Source organism: Pseudomonas sp. BNK-15, from assembly GCF_047456105.1.
GTDB classification, from domain to species: Bacteria; Pseudomonadota; Gammaproteobacteria; order Pseudomonadales; family Pseudomonadaceae; genus Aquipseudomonas; species Aquipseudomonas putida_E.
This window is the reverse complement of the sequence record NZ_CP179898.1, coordinates 5580657-5598112: the sequence shown is the minus strand read 5'-3', so window position 1 is coordinate 5598112 and position 17456 is coordinate 5580657. Positions and strand designations below refer to the sequence as shown.

Here is a 17456-nt window from a genome sequence, read left to right as displayed (position 1 = left end):
CACTTTGTGCACAAAAATTAAATCTGTACTTTTTTAAAGTCAAGAAAAAAGCACGCCCCTGCCGATGCCCACGATGCGCGGCATCCGTACCATCTGCCGAGAATCCCCCAATGCGAGCGACTCAACCTTCCACTCCACGTCGTCCTCTTTCCATCAACGCCCTGCTGGTCACGGGATTCAGCCTGCTCTGCGGCCTCACCGTTGTCCTAGCCGGCACGGCGACTTTGACCTTGCGCACGGTATTGGAGGGCGAGGCGCGCTTGATCGGCGTGAGTGATTTGCACGTCGCTGTGCTGCTATCCCGAGTTGCGGAAAAGACCTATCGCACTAACCCCGACAGTACGGCCACGGCCAACGTGGAGCAGGGAATGCAGGATGTGACCCAGGCTTTGTCGCGTGAATTGGTGGATGACGCTGATGTGCTTCAGCCAAGCCGGGACTACACCTCGCAGTTCCGTGCCTTCAGCATCGCTCGGCAACGTGCGGCCGCCGCCCAGGGGGTGATGGCGACGCGTGCCGAGGACGCACGGGTCGGCTTCGAAGCGGTGCAGCAAGACTTGCTGGAGGCGCTGGGGCAGGAATTGGCGGGCGGCCAGGCCAGCCTGGAATTGGTCAACATGGCTGATAGCGCGATGGCGTTGATGCGCAAATTGATGGCCGTGCGTGGGAGCGAATGGGCCTATGTCGCCGCCCCGGGAGAGGCACGCCATGACCAGTGGAAATTGCAGATGAACGACCTGCAATCGTCCACTCAGGCTGTGGCGGCTGGTGCTGGCGGTGTGCAGAAGGAAACCCTCGAGGCAGCGTTGGTGTCGCTTTCGGACTATCGTCAGGCATTCGACGAGTTCCGCTTGCTGGCCGAGCAAAGCCGTCTCGGTGAACAGCGCATGGATGATATTGCTGGGCAGATGCTGAGTGCGTTCGAGGCCCGGCAGACGCATTTGGTGGCGGGGCAGCATCAATTGCAGCGGGAAGCGTACGTTGGCCTAGCCGCGATGACGGTGTTGGCGTTGCTGTTGGGCGCGGGCGCGGCAGTGCTGATCCGCCGAAGCATCGTTGCGCCGCTGCGCTACACCGCTGCGGTGGCTACCGATGTCGCCGCCGGCACCCTGGGGCGAAGCGTCGATGTACGCCGAGGGGACGAGCTTGGGCAGGTGCTACAGGCCATGCAGGATATGTCGCGTAGCCTGCATGGCATCCTCTCGCGCATTGATGCTGGTAGTCAGCAATTGAGCCAGGCCAGCGACTGCTTGCTGCAGGTGAGTGAACAGGCTAGCCAGTCGGCCCGCGTGCAGTCGCTTGAGGCCGGGGGGACAGCAGAGGCGATGCAACAGGTGAATGCCAGCCTAGAGCGGGTTGTCCTGCACACCCAAAGCACCTTGCAGTCGGCGCAGGCGGCCCGCAGCGGCTACGAAACCGGGGAGCGGGATGTCCAAGCGGTCGCCGTCCAAACCCGACAACTGACGGTGAAGATGGACAGTGCGACCCAGGCCATGCAGCGTCTGGAAGCCGAAAGCCTGCGTATTGGTACGGTACTCGAAGTGATCCATACCCTGGCCGCACAGACCAACCTGCTGGCGCTGAATGCAGCCATCGAAGCGGCGCGGGCGGGAGAGCAAGGGCGTGGTTTCTCGGTGGTGGCTGACGAAGTGCGACACCTGGCCAACCGTACCCAGGAGGCGGCTGCGCAAATCGGTACGCTGACCGAGTCTTTGCAATGCCAGACGCAGGATGCGGTCATCGGAATCGCGGATGCCCGAGACCAGGCCGTGTTCGCTCAGCAGTTGTCGGCAGATGCCAGTACTGCACTGGCACAGGTTGCGCAGCAGCTGGCGATCATGCACGGGCTAAACCAGCAGATCGCTGCTGCGACCGAGGAGCAATGCCAAATTGCCCAAGTGGTTGGCAGGAGCATGCTGAATGTGCGCGAAACGGCGCAACAGAATGAAATCAGCAACGACCAGATGGCTGCCGCCAGCCGTGACATGCAACGCCTCGGCGAAGAGATGCGCAGTATTCTCGGGTACTTCAGGCTCGATCAGCGGACAGACTGAAATTGCACAAAGATATTTTTGCGCATAAAATCCTGAATAGTGCAACATTCATTGGACCTTACACATGCTTAGCAATCACAGCGGATCATTGATCGAGATCGCACTCCAGCAGATGAAAAAGTCGATCATCTGTTGCGAACTGGCACCTGGTGAAAAACTCAAGGTGGCCGAGCTGTCCAAGGCCTATGGCCTGAGCAGCTCACCGATTCGTGAGGCGCTCAACCGTCTGGCCCAGGAGGGCATCGTCGATGCCAACGAGAACAAAGGTTTTCGGGTCGCTGAATTGACGGTCAAGGATTTCGAGGAAATCACTCACTTGCGCAGCCTGCTGGAGCGCGAGGCGTTGGCTGACGCCATCGCTCACGGCGACGATGCCTGGGAGGCTGATGTGCTGGGGGCTTATCATCGCCTGTGCCTGGTCGAGAAGAAGTTGGGCAGCCTGCCAGTGGCGCTGAATGACGATTGGTCCGAGCGGCACAAGGCGTTTCACTTTGCCTTGTTCTCTGCGTGCCGGTCCTCGTTATTGTTGCGCACCATCGACTCGCTGTTCGATCGTGCCGAGCGTTATCGTCGTTTCTCGGCCCAGCGTCGCACCGTCGAGCGTCACAAGAACGACGAGCATAAGCAGTTGATGGACGCGGTGTTGGCCCGTGAAAGTGAAAAGGCGCTCAATCTGTTGGGGCGTCATATCGGTGAGACCCTGGCGCGGGTTACCGATGCGGTGCTGGGGCAGCACTCCACGCTGCAGTGACAAGCTGTCAGCCAGAGGGGGCTCCGTGCAGGTCGTGGCTGCACGGGGCCCCCTTGTTTCAGGCGTCCAACGCTGCGCGCAGGCGTTGCACCAGTGCCAGGGCCTGCTCGGTATCGACCGCTGTGCCGTAGACGTAATGGTCTGGTCGTACCAGAACTACGCTGCAGTCGCGCTCGCGCATCCATGTACCCAGTACATCGTCCTGTTCGTTGTAGTGATGGCTGGGGACATCGTTGGTGGCGGGTGCTTGCGAAAGTTGGATGACGCTCACAGGCAGCGGAGCACACGCTTGCTGAAGCGAGTCGAGCAGATCCGAATCGATCGGTTCGGCGCCAAGCACTAGACGCAGTGTCTGTCCGGTGAATCGGTCGAGCAGGTCCGTTTCTCCGTTTGCATTGCGCACCCTTGGCTGCGGGAACAGTTCGCCTGCGCCTACCGAGGTATCGATAAGGCCGCCACTTAAGCCTGGAATCAGCGATTGCCGCGTCACGGTCCCGTTCGGGCGCAGGCGCAATTGCTCTTCCAGACGTTCATCGCGCTCGGCGGCACGTTGGGCATCCCGCTCGCAGATAGTCTGACCGAACGTCTTGGCCACCTCCGTCGTGCGTCGTACATGGGGCGCGCGTTCGACCTCATAACTGTCGAGAATGGACGGCGACGCCAGTTGGCGCTGGACCAAGGCAAGTTTCCAGATCAGATTCATGGCGTCGCGAATGCCTTGGCACATGCCCTGGGCGAGGAAAGGCGGGGTCATGTGCGCCGCATCACCGAGGAAGAATGTTTGCGCGTATCGCCAGCGCTGGAGGATCAGGGCGTGGAAGCGGTAGCTCGAAGCGCGCCAGATGTCGTAGTCACCCGCCGGTAGCCAGCGCGAGATCAGCCGCTGGATCGACTCCGGTCTGGCGATCTCGGCCGGGGATTCGTCCGGGTTGATCATGAACTCCCAGCGACGGTGCCGCCCGGGTCCGACCACGAAGGTGCAGGGGCGCTCGACTTCGCAATACTGAATATTGGTTTCGGGCAAGTCGGCACCGGCACCATCCTTGAGCATTACATCCACTACCAGCCAGGGCTCGTCGAATGCCAGGTCATCCATTGGCAGTTCCAGCCGGGTACGGAGGGGGCTGGTACCGCCATCGCATGCCAGTATGTATTGCGCGCTGCAAAGGCGCTCGCGACCATCCCGATCACGGAGGCGCACCTGGCTTGGTGAGCCATGCTCGATCTCGAGCACTTCACAACCCAGTTGTATCTCGACGCTATTGAAGTCTTCGATACGTGCGCGCAGGGCTCGCTCCACCGGCGGCTGGGAGAACACGTAGTTGGGCGACCAGCCCAGCAGGTAGGGTGGCTTGGCTGCGTCGATGCGCTTGATCAGGCGCGCGCCGCTGCTCAGGTAGTGCGAGGCGCGGTATGGCATGACATGGCTGGCAATCCTGTCGGCCAGACCGATGTTGTCGAAGGCGCGCATGACCTCGTGGTCCAGGCCCATAGCCCGGGGGTTCTCGTAGATACCTTCAGCCTTGTCCAAAGCGAGGGTCTTCAACCCCCAGAGGCCGGCCAGGTTGGCCGCCGTAGCGCCTACCGGGCCCATGCCGACGATGATCAGATCGTAAACCATTGTGTGTTCCACCTTTATTGTTGTGGGTTTCAGGCCTGGGTGTAGGCTGTTTTGACCGTGGTGAAGAACTCGGCGGCGTAGCTACCTTGCTCGCGCGGGCCATGGCTGGAGCCTTTGCAGCCGCCGAAGGGCACGTGATAGTCGACGCCAGCTGTTGGCGTGTTGACCATAACCATGCCGCTTTGCATGTGCTGCTTGAAGTGGCTGGCGTGCTTGAGCGAGGTGGTGCAGATACCCGCCGACAGGCCGAACGGGCTGTCGTTGGCCAGAGCCAGTGCGTGCTCGTAGTTGTCGGCGGGGATGACGCAGGCCACCGGACCAAAGATTTCCTCGCGGGCGATGCGCATCTCGGCGCTGGCGTCGACGAACAGGGCAGGGCTCATGAAGTGACCGGCGGTGTCGCGTTGCAGCCGCTCCCCGCCAAATATCAAGCGCGCACCTTCCTGGCGGCCGGTCGCCACGTATTCGAGGTTCTGTTCCAGTTGCGCAGCCTCGGCCACCGGGCCTATCTGACTGTCCGCGTGCAGAGCATGGCCGATTCGCAGATGATTCAAATGCTCGACCAGCGCCGCAGTGAATGCGGGGTAGATGGCTTTTTCGACGATCAACCGTGACGACGCCGTGCAGCGCTGGCCGGTGGAGTAGTACGCACCTTGAATAGCGCACTGCACTGCCTGATCCAGATCGGCATCGGCCATGACCAGCAGCGGGTTCTTGCCACCCATTTCCAGTTGCAACTTGGCGAAACGAGCTCCGGCGGTCTGCATCAGCAGACGACCGGTGTCCACCGAGCCGGTAAAGCTGATGGCATTGACCAGCGGGTTCTCCAGCAGAGCCTGGCCGACTACGCTGCCACGCCCCATCAGCAGGTTGAAGGTGCCGTCGGGAAGACCGGCGCGGCTGATGATTTCACCCAGAGCCCAGGCGCTACCTGGTACCAGGTCAGCGGGCTTGAACAGCACGCTGTTGCCGTACGCCAGGGCCGGAGCGATCTTCCAGGCGGGGATCGCCATGGGAAAGTTCCACGGCGTGATGATGCCTACGACGCCCACCGGCTGGCGGCGTATGTCCACTTCGATGCCGGGGCGTGTGGACGCCAGGTGTTCACCGCGGATGCGTAGCGCCTCCCCGGCGAAGTACTTGAAGATCTGCCCGGCGCGCGTCACTTCCGCGATGCCCTCTGAGCGCACCTTGCCTTCTTCGCGAGACAGCAAATGGCCGAGTTCTTCGCGTCGTGCGAGCAATTCGCTGCCGATGAAGTCCAGTGCATCGGCGCGTTGCTGTGGTGTGCATGCGGCCCAGCGCGGTTGTGCCTGCTGGGCGGCTGCAATAGCCACCAGGGTGTCGTCACGGCTCGCCTGAGCGTACAGGCCGACCGTGTCGTCGAGGTCTGAGGGGTTGACGTTTCCACGTACCCCGCTACCCGTGTACCACTGTCCTGCAATCAGATTCTTGTGCATGGCGTGACTCTTGACCCATGAGTGAGCGACCTGCCGGAGCAGGCCGCGCCAGGTGATTACCAGCGGGTGCGCTGTTCGGCGATGCGCTCGGCGATCGAGGCCATCCACTGCTCACGGGTAAGGAAGCCTGGGCGCCGCTGGCACATGGCCAAGGTTTGGGCCTTGATCTGGTCGGCATCTTGCTCTAGGTCTAGCGGTTCGCGGCAAGGCTGGCTGGTGTACCAGGGCGCGTCGACATACATCTCGATCGGATTGCCTTCGGGGTCCTTGAAGTACATGGACCAGGCATTGCCGTGATCGACCTGATCGATTGGCCCGATGCCATTGGCCTTCGCGAACTGGTAGTAACGTTGCAGGTCTTCGAGGGTGTCCAGCAGGAACGACAATTGATTAATCGGGTTGAAGGGCAGATCCACCGGTTTGCCATCGAACAGCACGAGTTGATGGTGCACTTCGGGGTTCTGGGTCATGAAGAACAGGCGGTGGCCGGTAGAGGCGACACCTTTGTCACTGACGATGAAGCCCAGCTTGCTGCAGTAGAACTCGACCATGTTGTCCAGGTCGGCGCAGAAGGTACCGGTATGGGTGAAGTTGATGCGCGGTAAGGTGTTCATTGAAATTCCCCTCTTATTGTAATTGTCGGCGCGTTTCAGGCTTCGTCGGCTACCGGGTTGGACAGAGTACCGATCTGCGAAATGACCACCTCGAACACATCACCTGGGCGCAAGAACACCGGCGGCGTGCGTTTGAAACCGATGCCGCTGGGGGTGCCGGTTGCGAGGATGTCACCCGGGTTCCAAGTCAGAGCCTTGGAGACATAGGCGATCAGGTTGGGGATATCGAAAGCCAGTTCGGCGAGTGAACCTTCCTGCATCTGTTCACCGTTGAGAATGCCGTGAACCTGCAGTTGGCGATAGTCGGCAATCTCGTCGGCGGTCACCAGCCATGGACCAAGGGCGCCGGTGCTGCGGAAGGTTTTGCCCATGCCGTACTGGTGTGTGTGGAACTGCCAGTCGCGCACGCTGGCGTCGTTGAAGCAGGTGTAGCCGGCAACATGCTGCATGGCGTCCTCGGGCGCAATGTGTGCGCCCCCTTTTCCGATCACTACCGCCAGTTCCGCTTCAAAGTCGAATTCTTCGGACACCTTGGGGCGCAGCAGCGGTTCGCCGTGGGCCAGTAGGGTCTCGGCAAAGCGCTGGAAGATCACCGGGTGCTCGCCGACCTTGCGACCGGCTTCTGCGGCATGCGCAACATAGTTGATGCCCACGCAGATGATCTTCCCAGGCGCGGGGATCACCGGCTCCAACTGCACGGCACTCAGCGGATAGTCCGCAGCGGCGCTCGCAACATGCGCGCGCGCCTGGGCCAGCAGCTTGTCATCGGCCAGCAGCGTTGCCAGGTCGTGGATACCTCTGAAATGCGCGGTCAGCTCTATGACATGCTCGTCCACCACCGCCCCGAAGTGGGGCTGGTGGTTGTATCGATAGGAGATCAGTTTCATCGGTAGCGCTTCCTTTTTTGTGCATAAAACATAATTTCTTGCACCATACATCAGAAAATGCATACTGTGGAAGTCCGCTCAGCAACTTCTTCCCGGCGGGCCTCTTTCGGAGATCGAGCATGTCGTTGGTGAAAATCCGCAAAATCAAACTGGACATCGAGGAAGTGCATCACGAGGGTGGGGTGGTAGCCGCCGAGCCGTTGCTGGTTGCTGTGGCCACGGCAGTGGTGGAGAACCCCTTCGCTGGTCGCCATGAGGAGGACCTGCTGGCGTTCATGACCCAGTTGCGTGCGCTGGGCAGCGAACTGTCAGAGCGCCTGTTGACAGCCTTGGGCGGTGTCTCGCGTGTGCAGGCTTATGGCAAAGGTGCGATTGTTGGCGAAGATGGCGAGCTCGAGCACGGTGCGCTGTGGCATGAAGCGGGAGGCTGGGCCATGCGCGAGGCAATGGGTAACCCTAAGGCGATCGTGCCATCTGCCAAGAGCGTTGCCGGGTTGGGTTCGCGTTTGATGATTCCTTTGGGGCACATTCAGGCGGCGTACGTACGCAGCCATTTCGGTGTGGCGGAGATGACTATCTGGGACGGGCCGCGGCGCAATGAGATCGCCTACGGCCTGGCGATGGCCACGGGAGGGCGCATCCACGCGCGGATTGGCGGGCTGGCTGCAGCTGATGTGAAGGGCGAGGACGGACTGCGCTGAGACCTTGGCGATACGGTTGGCCCAAAGTTTCAAGACCACTACAAAAACAATACGTGTTGGAGAACAGCATGACTGCAAAAACGATGCGCGCCGCGCGCCTGTACGAAGGCGGCAAACCCATGCTCATCGAGCAACTGCCCGTGCCGCAGATTCGACCTACTGAAGTGCTGGTGAAGGTCAAGGCCTGTGGCATCGTGCCTAACCTGCACAACATCCTGACCAACTGGGTCAAGTGGTTCCCACAGAATCCGCTGCCCAAACTGCCGGCCGTATTTGGCCTCGATCCGGCCGGTGTGGTTGAGGCGGTGGGTGAGCAGGTGTACGACTTCAAGGTGGGCGATAGGGTCTATGTGAACCCCGGGCGCCATTGCGGTTCGTGCCGGGCCTGCCGTGCCGGGAACTCCATCGGCTGTACGGCCTACACCTTCAACGGCTACTTCGGCTTCACCCCGAAAAGTCCGCGCATGTTCGAGGACTATCCTTATGGTGGCTTGTGCGAGTACATCCCGGCGCCCCAATACAGTCTGGTGAAACTGCCTGACAACCTCAGCTTCGAAACCGCTGCGCGGCTAGGTTACCTCGGCACTGCCTACAAGGCCTTGCAGCGGGCGAACGTCGGCCCGGGCTCCACTGTGCTGATCAACGGTATCAGCGGTACCCTGGGCCTAGGAGCCGTGGCGCTGGCATTGGCCATGGGCGCGCGCAAGATCCTCGGCACCGCCCGCAATCAGGAACTGTTCCAGAAAGTCAAAGACTTGGCTTCGCCAGGTCGTATCGAAATCCATACCCTGGGTACCGTGCCCACCCAACAGTGGGTACACGAAATCACTCAGGGGGAGGGCGTTGACGTGGCCATCGATGCACTGGGCCCTGGTGCTCCGCACGAGAGCTTGTTGCAAGCGTTGAAGTCGGTGCACCGGGGTGGTCACTTGGTCAATATCGGCGCCATCGCCGGCGACGTCCCGATCGACTTGCACTGGATCATGGACAACGACATCCAGATCAGCGGTTCAGCCTGGTTTACCACTGCCCAGGGCCAAGCCATGGCTGACATGGTCGAGTCTGGTGTATTGGATCTGTCGTTCTTCGAACACAGCGTTTTTGCCCTAGAGGACGTGAACGAAGCGATCAGCGGTATCGAGAACCGCAAAGGTGGTTTCGGCAATTTCGTCATTCGCCCCTGATTGTACCGGCGGGGGCGCAGGCCCTCGCCGGGCAGCCGTTTGCCAAGAGGAACCACGATGCACGTACGCAGAATCGTTACCGGCCATGATGCCCAGGGCCGCTCGGTATTCGTCAGTGATGAGCCGGCGCCAAGGGCTAAGGATTTCATCGACATCCCGGGCTATGGCATCACTCAAGTCTGGCGCAACGATACCTCCGGATCACTTGGATGTAGCGAGGATCGAACCCCGGGAAATGCCTCGCTGATACCGCTGCCTGGCGGGTCATCGATGCTGATGATCAGTCTGGCGCCGGATAGCGTGATGGCCTCACCGCTGGACCCGGCTCGCGCGCTCGCGGAAATGTCGGCGGCGATGCCCGGTTTGCTGGAATGCTTCGAGGCACAGGACCCGGCCATGCACAGGACGCCGACGGTTGACTATGTGGTGATGCTTGAAGGTGAGCTTTGGCTTGAGCTGGATGACGGCCAGCAACGTCGTGTGGTCGCGGGTGATGTGGTGATTCAGAACGCTACCCGCCACGCCTGGCGTAATACTTCTACTAAGGCTGCGAGGGCCGTCGTGTTCATGCAGGGTATCGAGGCGCGAGTGCCATGAGTACGAAGGTTAATCTATTGGGATTGTCCGGTAGTCTGCGTGCACAGTCGGCCCACACGGCAGTGTTGCGCACGGTGGCTGAATGCTTGCCGGAACTTGTTCGCCTGGAGCTCTTCGGGCTTGGCTCGCTTCCCCCATACAACGAGGACTGCGATGGCGTGCATGCGCCATTGGAGGTGCTGGCCTTGCGCGAGGCGGTGGCCCGTAGCGATGGTCTGCTGATCGGCTCCCCGGAGTACAACCACGGCATGTCGGGAGTGCTGAAGAATGCCCTCGACTGGCTGTCGCGCCCCCATGGTCAATCGGTGCTGAGCGGTCGCGCTGTCCTGACGTTCACAGCTTCTCCTGCGTTTACCGGGGGTGTTCGGGCGCACCAGCAACTCAATGAAACGTTGTGGGCTATCCAGGCTCGCTTGGTCCAGTATCCACAGATCGTGATTGGCAGCTCGGGCAGCAAGACCCGTGAAGGCAGGTTGGTCGACGATGCATCGCGGCGCTTCTTGATGGCGGGGATTGAGTGTTTGCTAGAGCAAGTGCGTAGTAGCCAGCGCTTGCGTTCTTAGTTCGTGGTCCATCCATCGAATTCGACACGATTAATTGACCACTATGGCTTTTGAATGGGGTGCAAGGGGGCGAGTGTTCGAATCACTCCGTCCCGACCAAAATACTCGAAGAAATCCAGTCACTTAGCGGTGACTGGATTTTTTTATGCCTATGCGTTTTTCTGCAATGGTAATTTTTGCCCCACTTTTTGCCCCGCCGAAGATTTTTGATGCCTCAGGCGTTTTTTGGTTGCCCGCACCGTGGTGCTGTCGCTAACCACGTGCCTTGGCCGTGAACCCGTGAGAATCTGGATTTAATTGATCGTGTCCCAGGAAGTGGTGTAACTCATCATGGCTCTGCGCCGCCAACGGGACACCGTTGCGCTTCCTTGTCTCTGGCGGTCAAGCTCGTGGCTGCGGGTTGACTAAGTAATGGCCTACATAGCGCACGGAGTCAGTCGATCCGCGTAGAGGGCACACCAGCTTTCCCAATGCTAGCTCGCGTTCCGCCAGCAATGTCGACTCAAGCACAACGCCCAACCCACCGACTGCCGCTGCAATGCACATGGAACTGCGATCGAAGGCAAGGCCAAAGCTGGACGGTACGACTAGGTTGTTGGCGGCGAACCAGCCTTTCCATTGTACGGACTGCCCATTGCTCTGGATCAGCGGATGCGCGTAGAGGTCTTGCGCTGAACGGATGTACGGCGCAAAGCGGTGTCAGCTCTTCGATGAGCAGCGGCAAGCGACGAGATCATTGCGTACAAGCTGCGCAAGTAACTCAGATGAGCACGTCCAGGCAGCGCCTGGGCGTGTTTTGCCGAGATTGACCCAAGCAGGAGATAATCATGGATCTTGGTTTGAAAGGTAAACGGGTGCTGGTCAGTGGCGCTTCCCGTGGGATTGGCCGCGCCATCGTTGAGCTGTTTCTGCAAGAGGGCGCGCGCGTGGAGTTCTGTGCGCGTGGCCAGGGTGGCGTAGAGCGTGCCACGGCCGCATTTGGCGATCAGGCGTTTGGCACCGCGGTAGACGTCACCGATGCCCAGCAGGTAACCCAGTGGGTGTCTGCCGCCGCCGAGCGGATGGGTGGGCTTGATATTGTCGTGCCCAACGTCAGTGCGCTGGCGGGCGGTGAAGACCTTGAAACCTGGCAGCGTGCGTTCGAGACCGATCTGCTCGGTAGCGCGGCCATGGTCAAGGCGGCACTGCCGGCGCTGCGTGATTCCCAGGCAGCGTCGATCGTGCTGATCTCGAGTGTCTCAGGGCGCGAAGTGGACATGTTCGCCGACCCTGTCAATTGGTTTGGACGCTGTTAGGTAATACCCATGGAACTTGCGCTAGGTGGAACGTCCCGCTTGCCTACCTTACGAAATGAGTCCAGAATCAAGGCCATTCCTGTTTTAAGAATGACGTAAAACCCTTAGATTTCAACGGCTCGCAGGCCCGATGCGAGTCTCGTTTCCCGCTCCAAATTCGATCCTCAGTGCGTCGCTGGGATCACAAAAAAGAGGCCTAAGGGCCTCTTTTTTTGTGCCTGCGATTTGGCAGGTTACCTGCGTGCCGGCGACAGGGCCCGCTCAGGCGAAACAGGCTTAACGGCCTAGCGCACGGTGCGCGGCTCGGTCGGCATCTGCATGCGGATTCCACGACACTTGGACACCCAGCCCACGATCATTTGGACGCTCATTCCACGCTCGCTTGGACAGGCAGCCGGAGCGCAGCGACGCAGGTTTGAATTGTTAGTCTGAAGTCCCTGCCGCCGTCAATTTTGTTGCGCGCCTGCGCATCGATTCGCCCTTCAGTTCGATCCGATAAGCGTTTTGCACCAGCCGGTCGAGGATCGCATCGCCCAAGGTCGGATAGCCGATCAACGCATGCCATTTGTCCACCGGCATCTGGCTGGTGACCAGCGTCGAGCTGTTGCCGTAGCGGTCGTCCAGCAGTTCGAGCATGTCGCGACGTTGCGCTGCGGTAAACGGTGCCAAGCCCCGGTCGTCCAGGATCAGCAGGTCAGTCTTGGCGTATCCGGCCATCAATTTGGCGAAGCGACCGTCGCTGCGGGCAAGGCCCTGGCCCCAGGGCGACGCAATCCGGTGTGTACCCATGCTCATTCAGGCATCGGTCGCTGATCGGTCGGCACTGGCGCTGCCGGTGGAAACAGCCGTCGATTCAAAGGTAGCGTTTTCGCCACTTGAACACTGTGGTTGAAGTGATCTCTAACTGCTCACAGATGGCCTTGGGGTCACCCCTTCAGCGAGTAAAAGAAGTATCCGCGCCCGTTGCCCGAGGCTTCGCTCCAGCGTCCTCCTGCGTAACCAATGTTGAAGCGTAATGGCGTCAGCAGGTTGCAGTGAAAAGGAAGCGATGGGTCGGGGCATCCGAGAAACCAGGCGAGGTATGAAGGCAGACAGTATATCAATATTCGTTAGAAAATTAACTAACCGCTCACGGCGCTAGTACATGTTTGCTATTTGCGGCTTTGGTTTGGGGTGGCGCTTTTGAACTTGTAGGAATTTTCTGTTCTGGTGCGGCTTGGTGGAAATAACTTGCATTTTATGCATGTTGATCATTATTTCGTCTGAGGTTGTTTTTGTTGATGTGGGTCAATGCGTCGATGACGGTCGGGTTGCTCTTATTAAATGCATCAATGTTGGCGCTCTGGTGTGCCGCTTCGAACATTTGTTGTCATCTTAGGTATGTCTTGTAGGACACTTCCTTATTTTAGAAAGGGGGTGGCGCGGCGCGAAAAGATGCGCCATGGTTATCGGGGAGGCACTTCCGGGTAGCGCTCCCGCCCAAGCAGTCGTACGCAATGGTTCGACTGGTCTTGATTAATTTTGTTGGGGGTTCGGTGGCGCTCATTTCGGCGTTGGTTCCCGCTAGGAATCCCGGTTCGCAGGAGGTGGTATGGCTTCAAATAGCTTTCAGAATGAAGTGCCGAAGGCACGTGTCAATATCAAGCTTGATCTGCATACAGGTGGCGCCCAGCGCAAGGTGGAACTTCCCCTTAAACTCATTCTGATGGGAGACTACAGCAACGGGAAGGAAAAGCGCCAACTGTCAGAGCGGCCGAAGGTAAATATCAACAAGAATAATTTTGACAGCGTGCTGTCCGATCTCTCTCCGAGTCTCAAGGTTATTGTTGACGATACGCTGTCGGGCGAGGGTGGGGAAACACCGGTCGAACTGAGCTTTCAGCGCATGAAGGACTTCGAGCCAGAACAGGTTGCTCTGCAGATTCCTCAGTTGCGTGCACTGTTGGCGATGCGAAATTTGCTGCGCGAATTGAAGGCCAATCTTCTGGATAACGCAACGTTTCGTGCTGAATTGGAGCGGATACTTAAAGATGAAGCACTGAGTGACGAGTTGCGTAAGGAACTTGCTGCCCTTGCACCGCCAAGCGAGCGCTAGAAAACCATCATCTCGACAGACTGGAAGCTAATAAATGTCCGAAGAACAATCTTCTGCGCAATCGCGTGGCGCCACCGTGCAGGTGGAAGAAAACCAGAGCGTCTATCACGCGCTGTTTGAAAGAATAAACCTTGAACCGCTTGATCAGATGGGTGGCATTGAGGTGTTCCAAAGTATCGATGCGTTGTCAGAAGCGACAGCTAATGAGCGCGTTACTGCTTCGGTGAGCGTTTTTCTGGACCGTCTCAAACAAGTCTCTCCGAAGGTGGAGAAGCTGGACAGGGCTCTGCTGGATGAGCACATCGCCTCGATTGACGCTCAGATCAGCAGCCAGCTGGACGCGGTCATGCATCACCCGGATTTTCAACGGGTCGAATCAATCTGGCGCGGCGCGAAGTCGTTGATTGACCAAACGGATTTCCGTCAAAACGTCCGAATTGAGCTGCTCGATATCAGTAAGGAGCATCTGGCGCAGGACTTTGAAGACGCGCCGGAGATCGCGCAAAGCGGTTTGTATCTGCATACCTATACCCAGGAATACGATACGCCTGGTGGTGAGCCTATCGCGGCGGCAGTTTCGAATTATGAGTTTGGGCGAGGGGCGCAAGATATCGCATTGTTGCGCAATGTTTCGAAAGTGGCGGCTGCATCCCATATGCCGTTTTTGTACTCGGTTGGTCCGGCCTTCTTCGGAAAAAACACCATGGAGGAAGTGTCTGCGATCAAGGATATCGGTAACTACATGGATCGTGCGGAGTATATTAAGTGGCACGGCTTCAGGCAAACTGACGATGCTCGTTATGCGGGCGGGATAACACCCCGCACATTAGGGCGCTTGCCTTATGGGCCTGATACGAACCCTGTGCGATCTTTCAACTATGTGGAGCGAGTCAAGGGGCCGGATCACAGCAAGTATTTGTGGGTAAGCTCGACATTCGCGTTCGCGGCGAACATGGTCAAGAGCTTTATTGCCAATGGATGGTGCGTGCAGATTCGAGGGCCACAGTCGGGTGGCGCGGTTACCGACCTGCCGATTCATTTGTACGACATGGGGACGGGTAGTCAAGTCAAGATCCCCTCGGAAGTTATGATTCCGGAGACCCGAGAGTTTGAGTTTGCCAATTTGGGCTTGATTCCGCTCTCGTATTACAAGAATCGTGACTACGCATGTTTCTTCTCGGCCAACTCAGCGCACAAGCCGGCAATCTATGACACGGCGGAGGCCACGGCAAATAGTCGTATCAATTCGAGGTTGCCCTATGTGTTCCTGCTTTCTCGCATTGCACATTATTTGAAAGTTATCCAGCGGGAGAATATCGGTACAACTAAAGACCGTCGCCTGTTGGAGTTGGAGCTCAATAGGTGGGTCAGTGGCCTGGTCACCGAGATGACCGATCCGGGAGATGACTTGCAAGCTTCCCACCCGCTGAGAGAGGCAAAAGTGGTTGTCGAGGACATTGATGACAACCCGGGCTTCTTCAGGGTCAAGTTGTTCGCTGTGCCGCATTTCCAGGTTGAAGGTATGGACATCAACCTCTCATTGGTTTCGCAGATGCCCAAAGCAAAATCTTGATTGCGGTTGCAGGAGTGTATGTCGTGAAAATCGACCGGCCTTTATGGGCGTCCGGAGTGGTGTTGTCTGCGCAGCAGTTTCAACAGCAGGCCCGCTTTGAATCGTGGACCAACCAGAGTATTGCCTCACTGGGCTTGGTCCACCCTTGGGGCATCCGAAATGTGGCGTTTGATGCAGATGCGCTGAGGTTGGGTAAGCTGAAGGCCACTCGGCTTCAGCTGTGCCTACCAGACGGTACTTTGATCGATACCGATCGGCTGGATCGACTACCCAGTGCCCTGGAACTCTCTCGGGTATTGCCCGGAGATATCCAGACGGCAACGGTTGTGATCGCTTTGCCACTGGAACAGGCCAATGGTAACAACTGCCTGTTTGAGGGTGGCAGCGCTGAGCGGCCCGTCAGATATCACCAGGTATGGCGTGATACCAAGGATCTCTACACCAGTGAAATACAGTCAATCAGCGTGCTCGAACATGCGCTGAGCTTGCGTCTGGCTGATGACGATAATGCGGATTATCTGACCTGCCCGGTGGGTCGTTTGCTGCGTGATGGCAAGGATGGGTGGGCCATTGATGATACCTACATCCCGCCGTTGCTGAAGTTTGATGCTCATGCTGGGTTGTTGCTTCAACTCGACAACCTGCTCACCCAGCTGTCCGCCAAGCGTGAGCGTTTGATGGGAATGCGCCGGGAGAGCAACCAGCGAATGGCGGATTTCGCTGTTGCAGATGTCACGTTGTTCTGGTTGCTCAACGCACTGAACACTTATCAGCCGGTGTTGGCAGACCTAAAAGCGCAGCCTGCTCGCCATCCGGAGCAGGTATATCAACAGTTGGTGAAGTTTGCAGGTGGCCTGCTGACCTTCTCGTTAGACCAGCACATAGAGGACATACCCGCCTACCAGCACGCGGACCTTGAGGCGGTTTTCCCGCCCTTGATGCGTACCCTATCCACATTGCTGGAGGCGAGCCTGCCGTCCCGCGTGCTGGCGCTGATCCTGGAGGCGCGCAGCGCAAACCGCTGGCAGGTTTCTCTGAGCGATCCACGTCTGCTTGAGCCTGAAGGGGCTGACTTCTATTTGTCGGTCCGTTGCCGGCTGCCAGCCGTACAAGTTCAAAGCCAATTCCCACGGCTGTGCAAGATCGGTTCCCCCGATGATGTGGACCATCTCGTCAATGCGGCACTCGATGGCGTTCCACTGAAACCTTTGAGCCATGTGCCCGCCGCGATACCGCTGCGGCTGGAGAATCAGTACTTCGCGCTCGACCTCGGCCATGCAAAGGGCCGCGCCATGCTGGCTGATGGGGTCTGTGCCCTCTATGTCCCGAGTGTGTTTCAGGGTGTCCAGCTCGAATTGTTCGCGGTGCTTCGCTCATGAGTCGCACAGTGCAGAAGCACACCGCAGCCAAGGTGGACATCGACGCGTTGCTGCAGGACACCTATCTGTTGGTTGTCGAGTTGCGACACGGTACCGATGCGCACAGTAGTCCGCAGCTGTGGTCAAGGTGCGTGGCTGATGTCGAGCATGTACGAGCCATGCTTCAGCAGGAGGGTCTGGACCGCCGCAGCGTCGATCTGATCAGTCATGCGCAGTGTGCGCTTCTGGACGAAACAGTACTTGCCCGCGCCGAAGGCAGTGCCCATGAGGATTGGGCGATGGAGACCTTACAGGCAAGGTTTTTCAGCAGCCATCAGGCGGGGGAGTCGCTCTACGAAGATATGCGCTCTGCGCTGCAGGAAGCCTCTGTGTCCCCTTGCGTACTCACAGTATTTCATCGAGTCCTGATGCTTGGATTCCTGGGGCGCTACCGAGAGGCAAACCACCCGGAGCGGCAGCAGTTGTTGACTGCCATCTCCGCGCAAGTGCCGCCTCTGGATACAAGTCAGTCGCTGGTCGTTCAGTTAGGCAGTGGCCCACGGATGCCGATGTGGGGTTGGTTGCGATCTCCTCTGCTTCACATCGTGATGGCAGCTGCTCTGTTGGTAGGTGCTTGGTGGGCGCTTGATCACGCGTTAGGCGAGGCAGTGGCCTCGCTCTTGCCGGTGCAGGAATGAGCGCA

The 17456-nt window shown here is 58.7% G+C and carries 16 protein-coding genes and 3 pseudogenes; 12 read left to right on the top strand and 7 right to left on the bottom strand.

What is annotated here, in order from left to right; translation table 11 throughout:
• Nucleotides 1–110 precede the first annotated feature (110 nt).
• From ACMGF5_RS25840 to ACMGF5_RS25830, 3 genes and pseudogenes are all read left to right on the top strand, one after another.
• Nucleotides 111–1181 (top strand): annotated as a pseudogene (locus ACMGF5_RS25840) (HAMP domain-containing protein); the annotation flags it as partial.
• Entirely contained in the window at nucleotides 1167–2054 is an 888-nt protein-coding gene (locus ACMGF5_RS25835) for a methyl-accepting chemotaxis protein (protein WP_414157883.1), read from the top strand. The pseudogene ACMGF5_RS25840 and the gene ACMGF5_RS25835, both read left to right, overlap by 15 nt.
• Nucleotides 2055–2118: 64 nt before the next feature.
• The gene (locus ACMGF5_RS25830) at nucleotides 2119–2805 is read left to right on the top strand and encodes a GntR family transcriptional regulator (protein ID WP_264312418.1); all 687 of its coding nucleotides are present in this window, start codon (nucleotides 2119–2121) and stop codon (nucleotides 2803–2805) included.
• Between the two features lie 58 nt (nucleotides 2806–2863).
• On the opposite strand, the gene ACMGF5_RS25825 is transcribed toward ACMGF5_RS25830, so the two are convergent.
• From ACMGF5_RS25825 to ACMGF5_RS25810, 4 genes are read right to left on the bottom strand one after another with little or no spacing between them, the layout of a single operon-like run.
• Nucleotides 2864–4426, bottom strand: a complete 1563-nt coding sequence (locus ACMGF5_RS25825) for a bifunctional 3-(3-hydroxy-phenyl)propionate/3-hydroxycinnamic acid hydroxylase (RefSeq protein WP_414157468.1) — start codon at nucleotides 4424–4426, stop codon at nucleotides 2864–2866.
• A gap of 29 nt (nucleotides 4427–4455) precedes the next feature.
• Nucleotides 4456–5886, bottom strand: coding sequence for an aldehyde dehydrogenase family protein (locus ACMGF5_RS25820; RefSeq protein WP_414157467.1), 1431 nt, complete (start codon nucleotides 5884–5886; stop codon nucleotides 4456–4458).
• Between the two features lie 56 nt (nucleotides 5887–5942).
• A complete protein-coding gene (locus tag ACMGF5_RS25815; RefSeq protein ID WP_414157466.1) occupies nucleotides 5943–6500 on the bottom strand; it encodes a VOC family protein in 558 nt (185 codons plus the stop codon).
• A 35-nt stretch (nucleotides 6501–6535) separates the two neighbouring features.
• Nucleotides 6536–7387, bottom strand: a complete 852-nt coding sequence (locus tag ACMGF5_RS25810; protein ID WP_414157465.1) for a fumarylacetoacetate hydrolase family protein — start codon at nucleotides 7385–7387, stop codon at nucleotides 6536–6538.
• Between the two features lie 119 nt (nucleotides 7388–7506).
• Here ACMGF5_RS25810 and ACMGF5_RS25805 point away from each other — a divergent pair, with 119 nt between their 5' ends.
• The 4 genes from ACMGF5_RS25805 (at nucleotide 7507) to ACMGF5_RS25790 (ending at nucleotide 10432) form a co-directional block, all read left to right on the top strand.
• Nucleotides 7507–8088: an amino acid synthesis family protein gene (locus ACMGF5_RS25805; RefSeq protein ID WP_414157464.1), complete on the top strand. Its 582-nt coding sequence runs from the start codon at nucleotides 7507–7509 to the stop codon at nucleotides 8086–8088.
• Nucleotides 8089–8156: 68 nt separating this feature from the next.
• Complete coding sequence (locus tag ACMGF5_RS25800; protein WP_414157463.1) at nucleotides 8157–9272, top strand: alcohol dehydrogenase catalytic domain-containing protein; 1116 nt, start codon at nucleotides 8157–8159, stop codon at nucleotides 9270–9272.
• Nucleotides 9273–9329: 57 nt separating this feature from the next.
• Nucleotides 9330–9869: a cupin domain-containing protein gene (locus ACMGF5_RS25795; RefSeq protein ID WP_414157462.1), complete on the top strand. Its 540-nt coding sequence runs from the start codon at nucleotides 9330–9332 to the stop codon at nucleotides 9867–9869.
• Nucleotides 9866–10432 carry an NADPH-dependent FMN reductase gene (locus tag ACMGF5_RS25790; protein WP_414157461.1) on the top strand — a complete coding sequence of 189 codons (567 nt, stop codon included), beginning with the start codon at nucleotides 9866–9868 and terminating at the stop codon, nucleotides 10430–10432. Before ACMGF5_RS25795 ends, ACMGF5_RS25790 begins: the two co-directional genes overlap by 4 nt.
• 381 nt (nucleotides 10433–10813) lie before the next feature.
• Here the strand turns inward: ACMGF5_RS25790 and ACMGF5_RS25785 are convergent, their stop codons facing one another.
• Nucleotides 10814–11077 (bottom strand): hypothetical protein, encoded by a 264-nt coding sequence (locus ACMGF5_RS25785; protein WP_414157882.1) that lies wholly within the window; start codon nucleotides 11075–11077, stop codon nucleotides 10814–10816.
• Nucleotides 11078–11259: 182 nt separating this feature from the next.
• On the opposite strand from ACMGF5_RS25785, the gene ACMGF5_RS25780 reads away from it, so the two are divergent.
• Nucleotides 11260–11727, top strand: a complete 468-nt coding sequence (locus tag ACMGF5_RS25780) for an SDR family oxidoreductase (protein WP_414157460.1) — start codon at nucleotides 11260–11262, stop codon at nucleotides 11725–11727.
• Between the two features lie 423 nt (nucleotides 11728–12150).
• Here the strand turns inward: ACMGF5_RS25780 and ACMGF5_RS25775 are convergent.
• A pseudogene (locus ACMGF5_RS25775) lies at nucleotides 12151–12480 on the bottom strand (ATP-binding protein); the annotation flags it as partial.
• A 103-nt stretch (nucleotides 12481–12583) separates the two neighbouring features.
• Nucleotides 12584–12789, bottom strand: a pseudogene (locus tag ACMGF5_RS25770) (helix-turn-helix domain-containing protein); the annotation flags it as partial.
• A 529-nt stretch (nucleotides 12790–13318) separates the two neighbouring features.
• Between ACMGF5_RS25770 and tssB the strand changes: the two are divergent.
• From tssB to tssL, 4 genes are read left to right on the top strand one after another with little or no spacing between them, the layout of a single operon-like run.
• Nucleotides 13319–13822, top strand: a complete 504-nt coding sequence (gene tssB / locus ACMGF5_RS25765; RefSeq protein ID WP_012315105.1) for a type VI secretion system contractile sheath small subunit — start codon at nucleotides 13319–13321, stop codon at nucleotides 13820–13822.
• A 34-nt stretch (nucleotides 13823–13856) separates the two neighbouring features.
• Entirely contained in the window at nucleotides 13857–15395 is a 1539-nt protein-coding gene (gene tssC / locus ACMGF5_RS25760) for a type VI secretion system contractile sheath large subunit (RefSeq protein ID WP_115274363.1), read from the top strand.
• Between the two features lie 23 nt (nucleotides 15396–15418).
• Complete coding sequence (tssK, locus tag ACMGF5_RS25755; RefSeq protein ID WP_119687439.1) at nucleotides 15419–16774, top strand: type VI secretion system baseplate subunit TssK; 1356 nt, start codon at nucleotides 15419–15421, stop codon at nucleotides 16772–16774.
• Complete coding sequence (gene tssL, locus ACMGF5_RS25750; RefSeq protein WP_168216545.1) at nucleotides 16771–17451, top strand: type VI secretion system protein TssL, short form; 681 nt, start codon at nucleotides 16771–16773, stop codon at nucleotides 17449–17451. Before tssK ends, tssL begins: the two co-directional genes overlap by 4 nt.
• Nucleotides 17452–17456 lie beyond the last annotated feature (5 nt).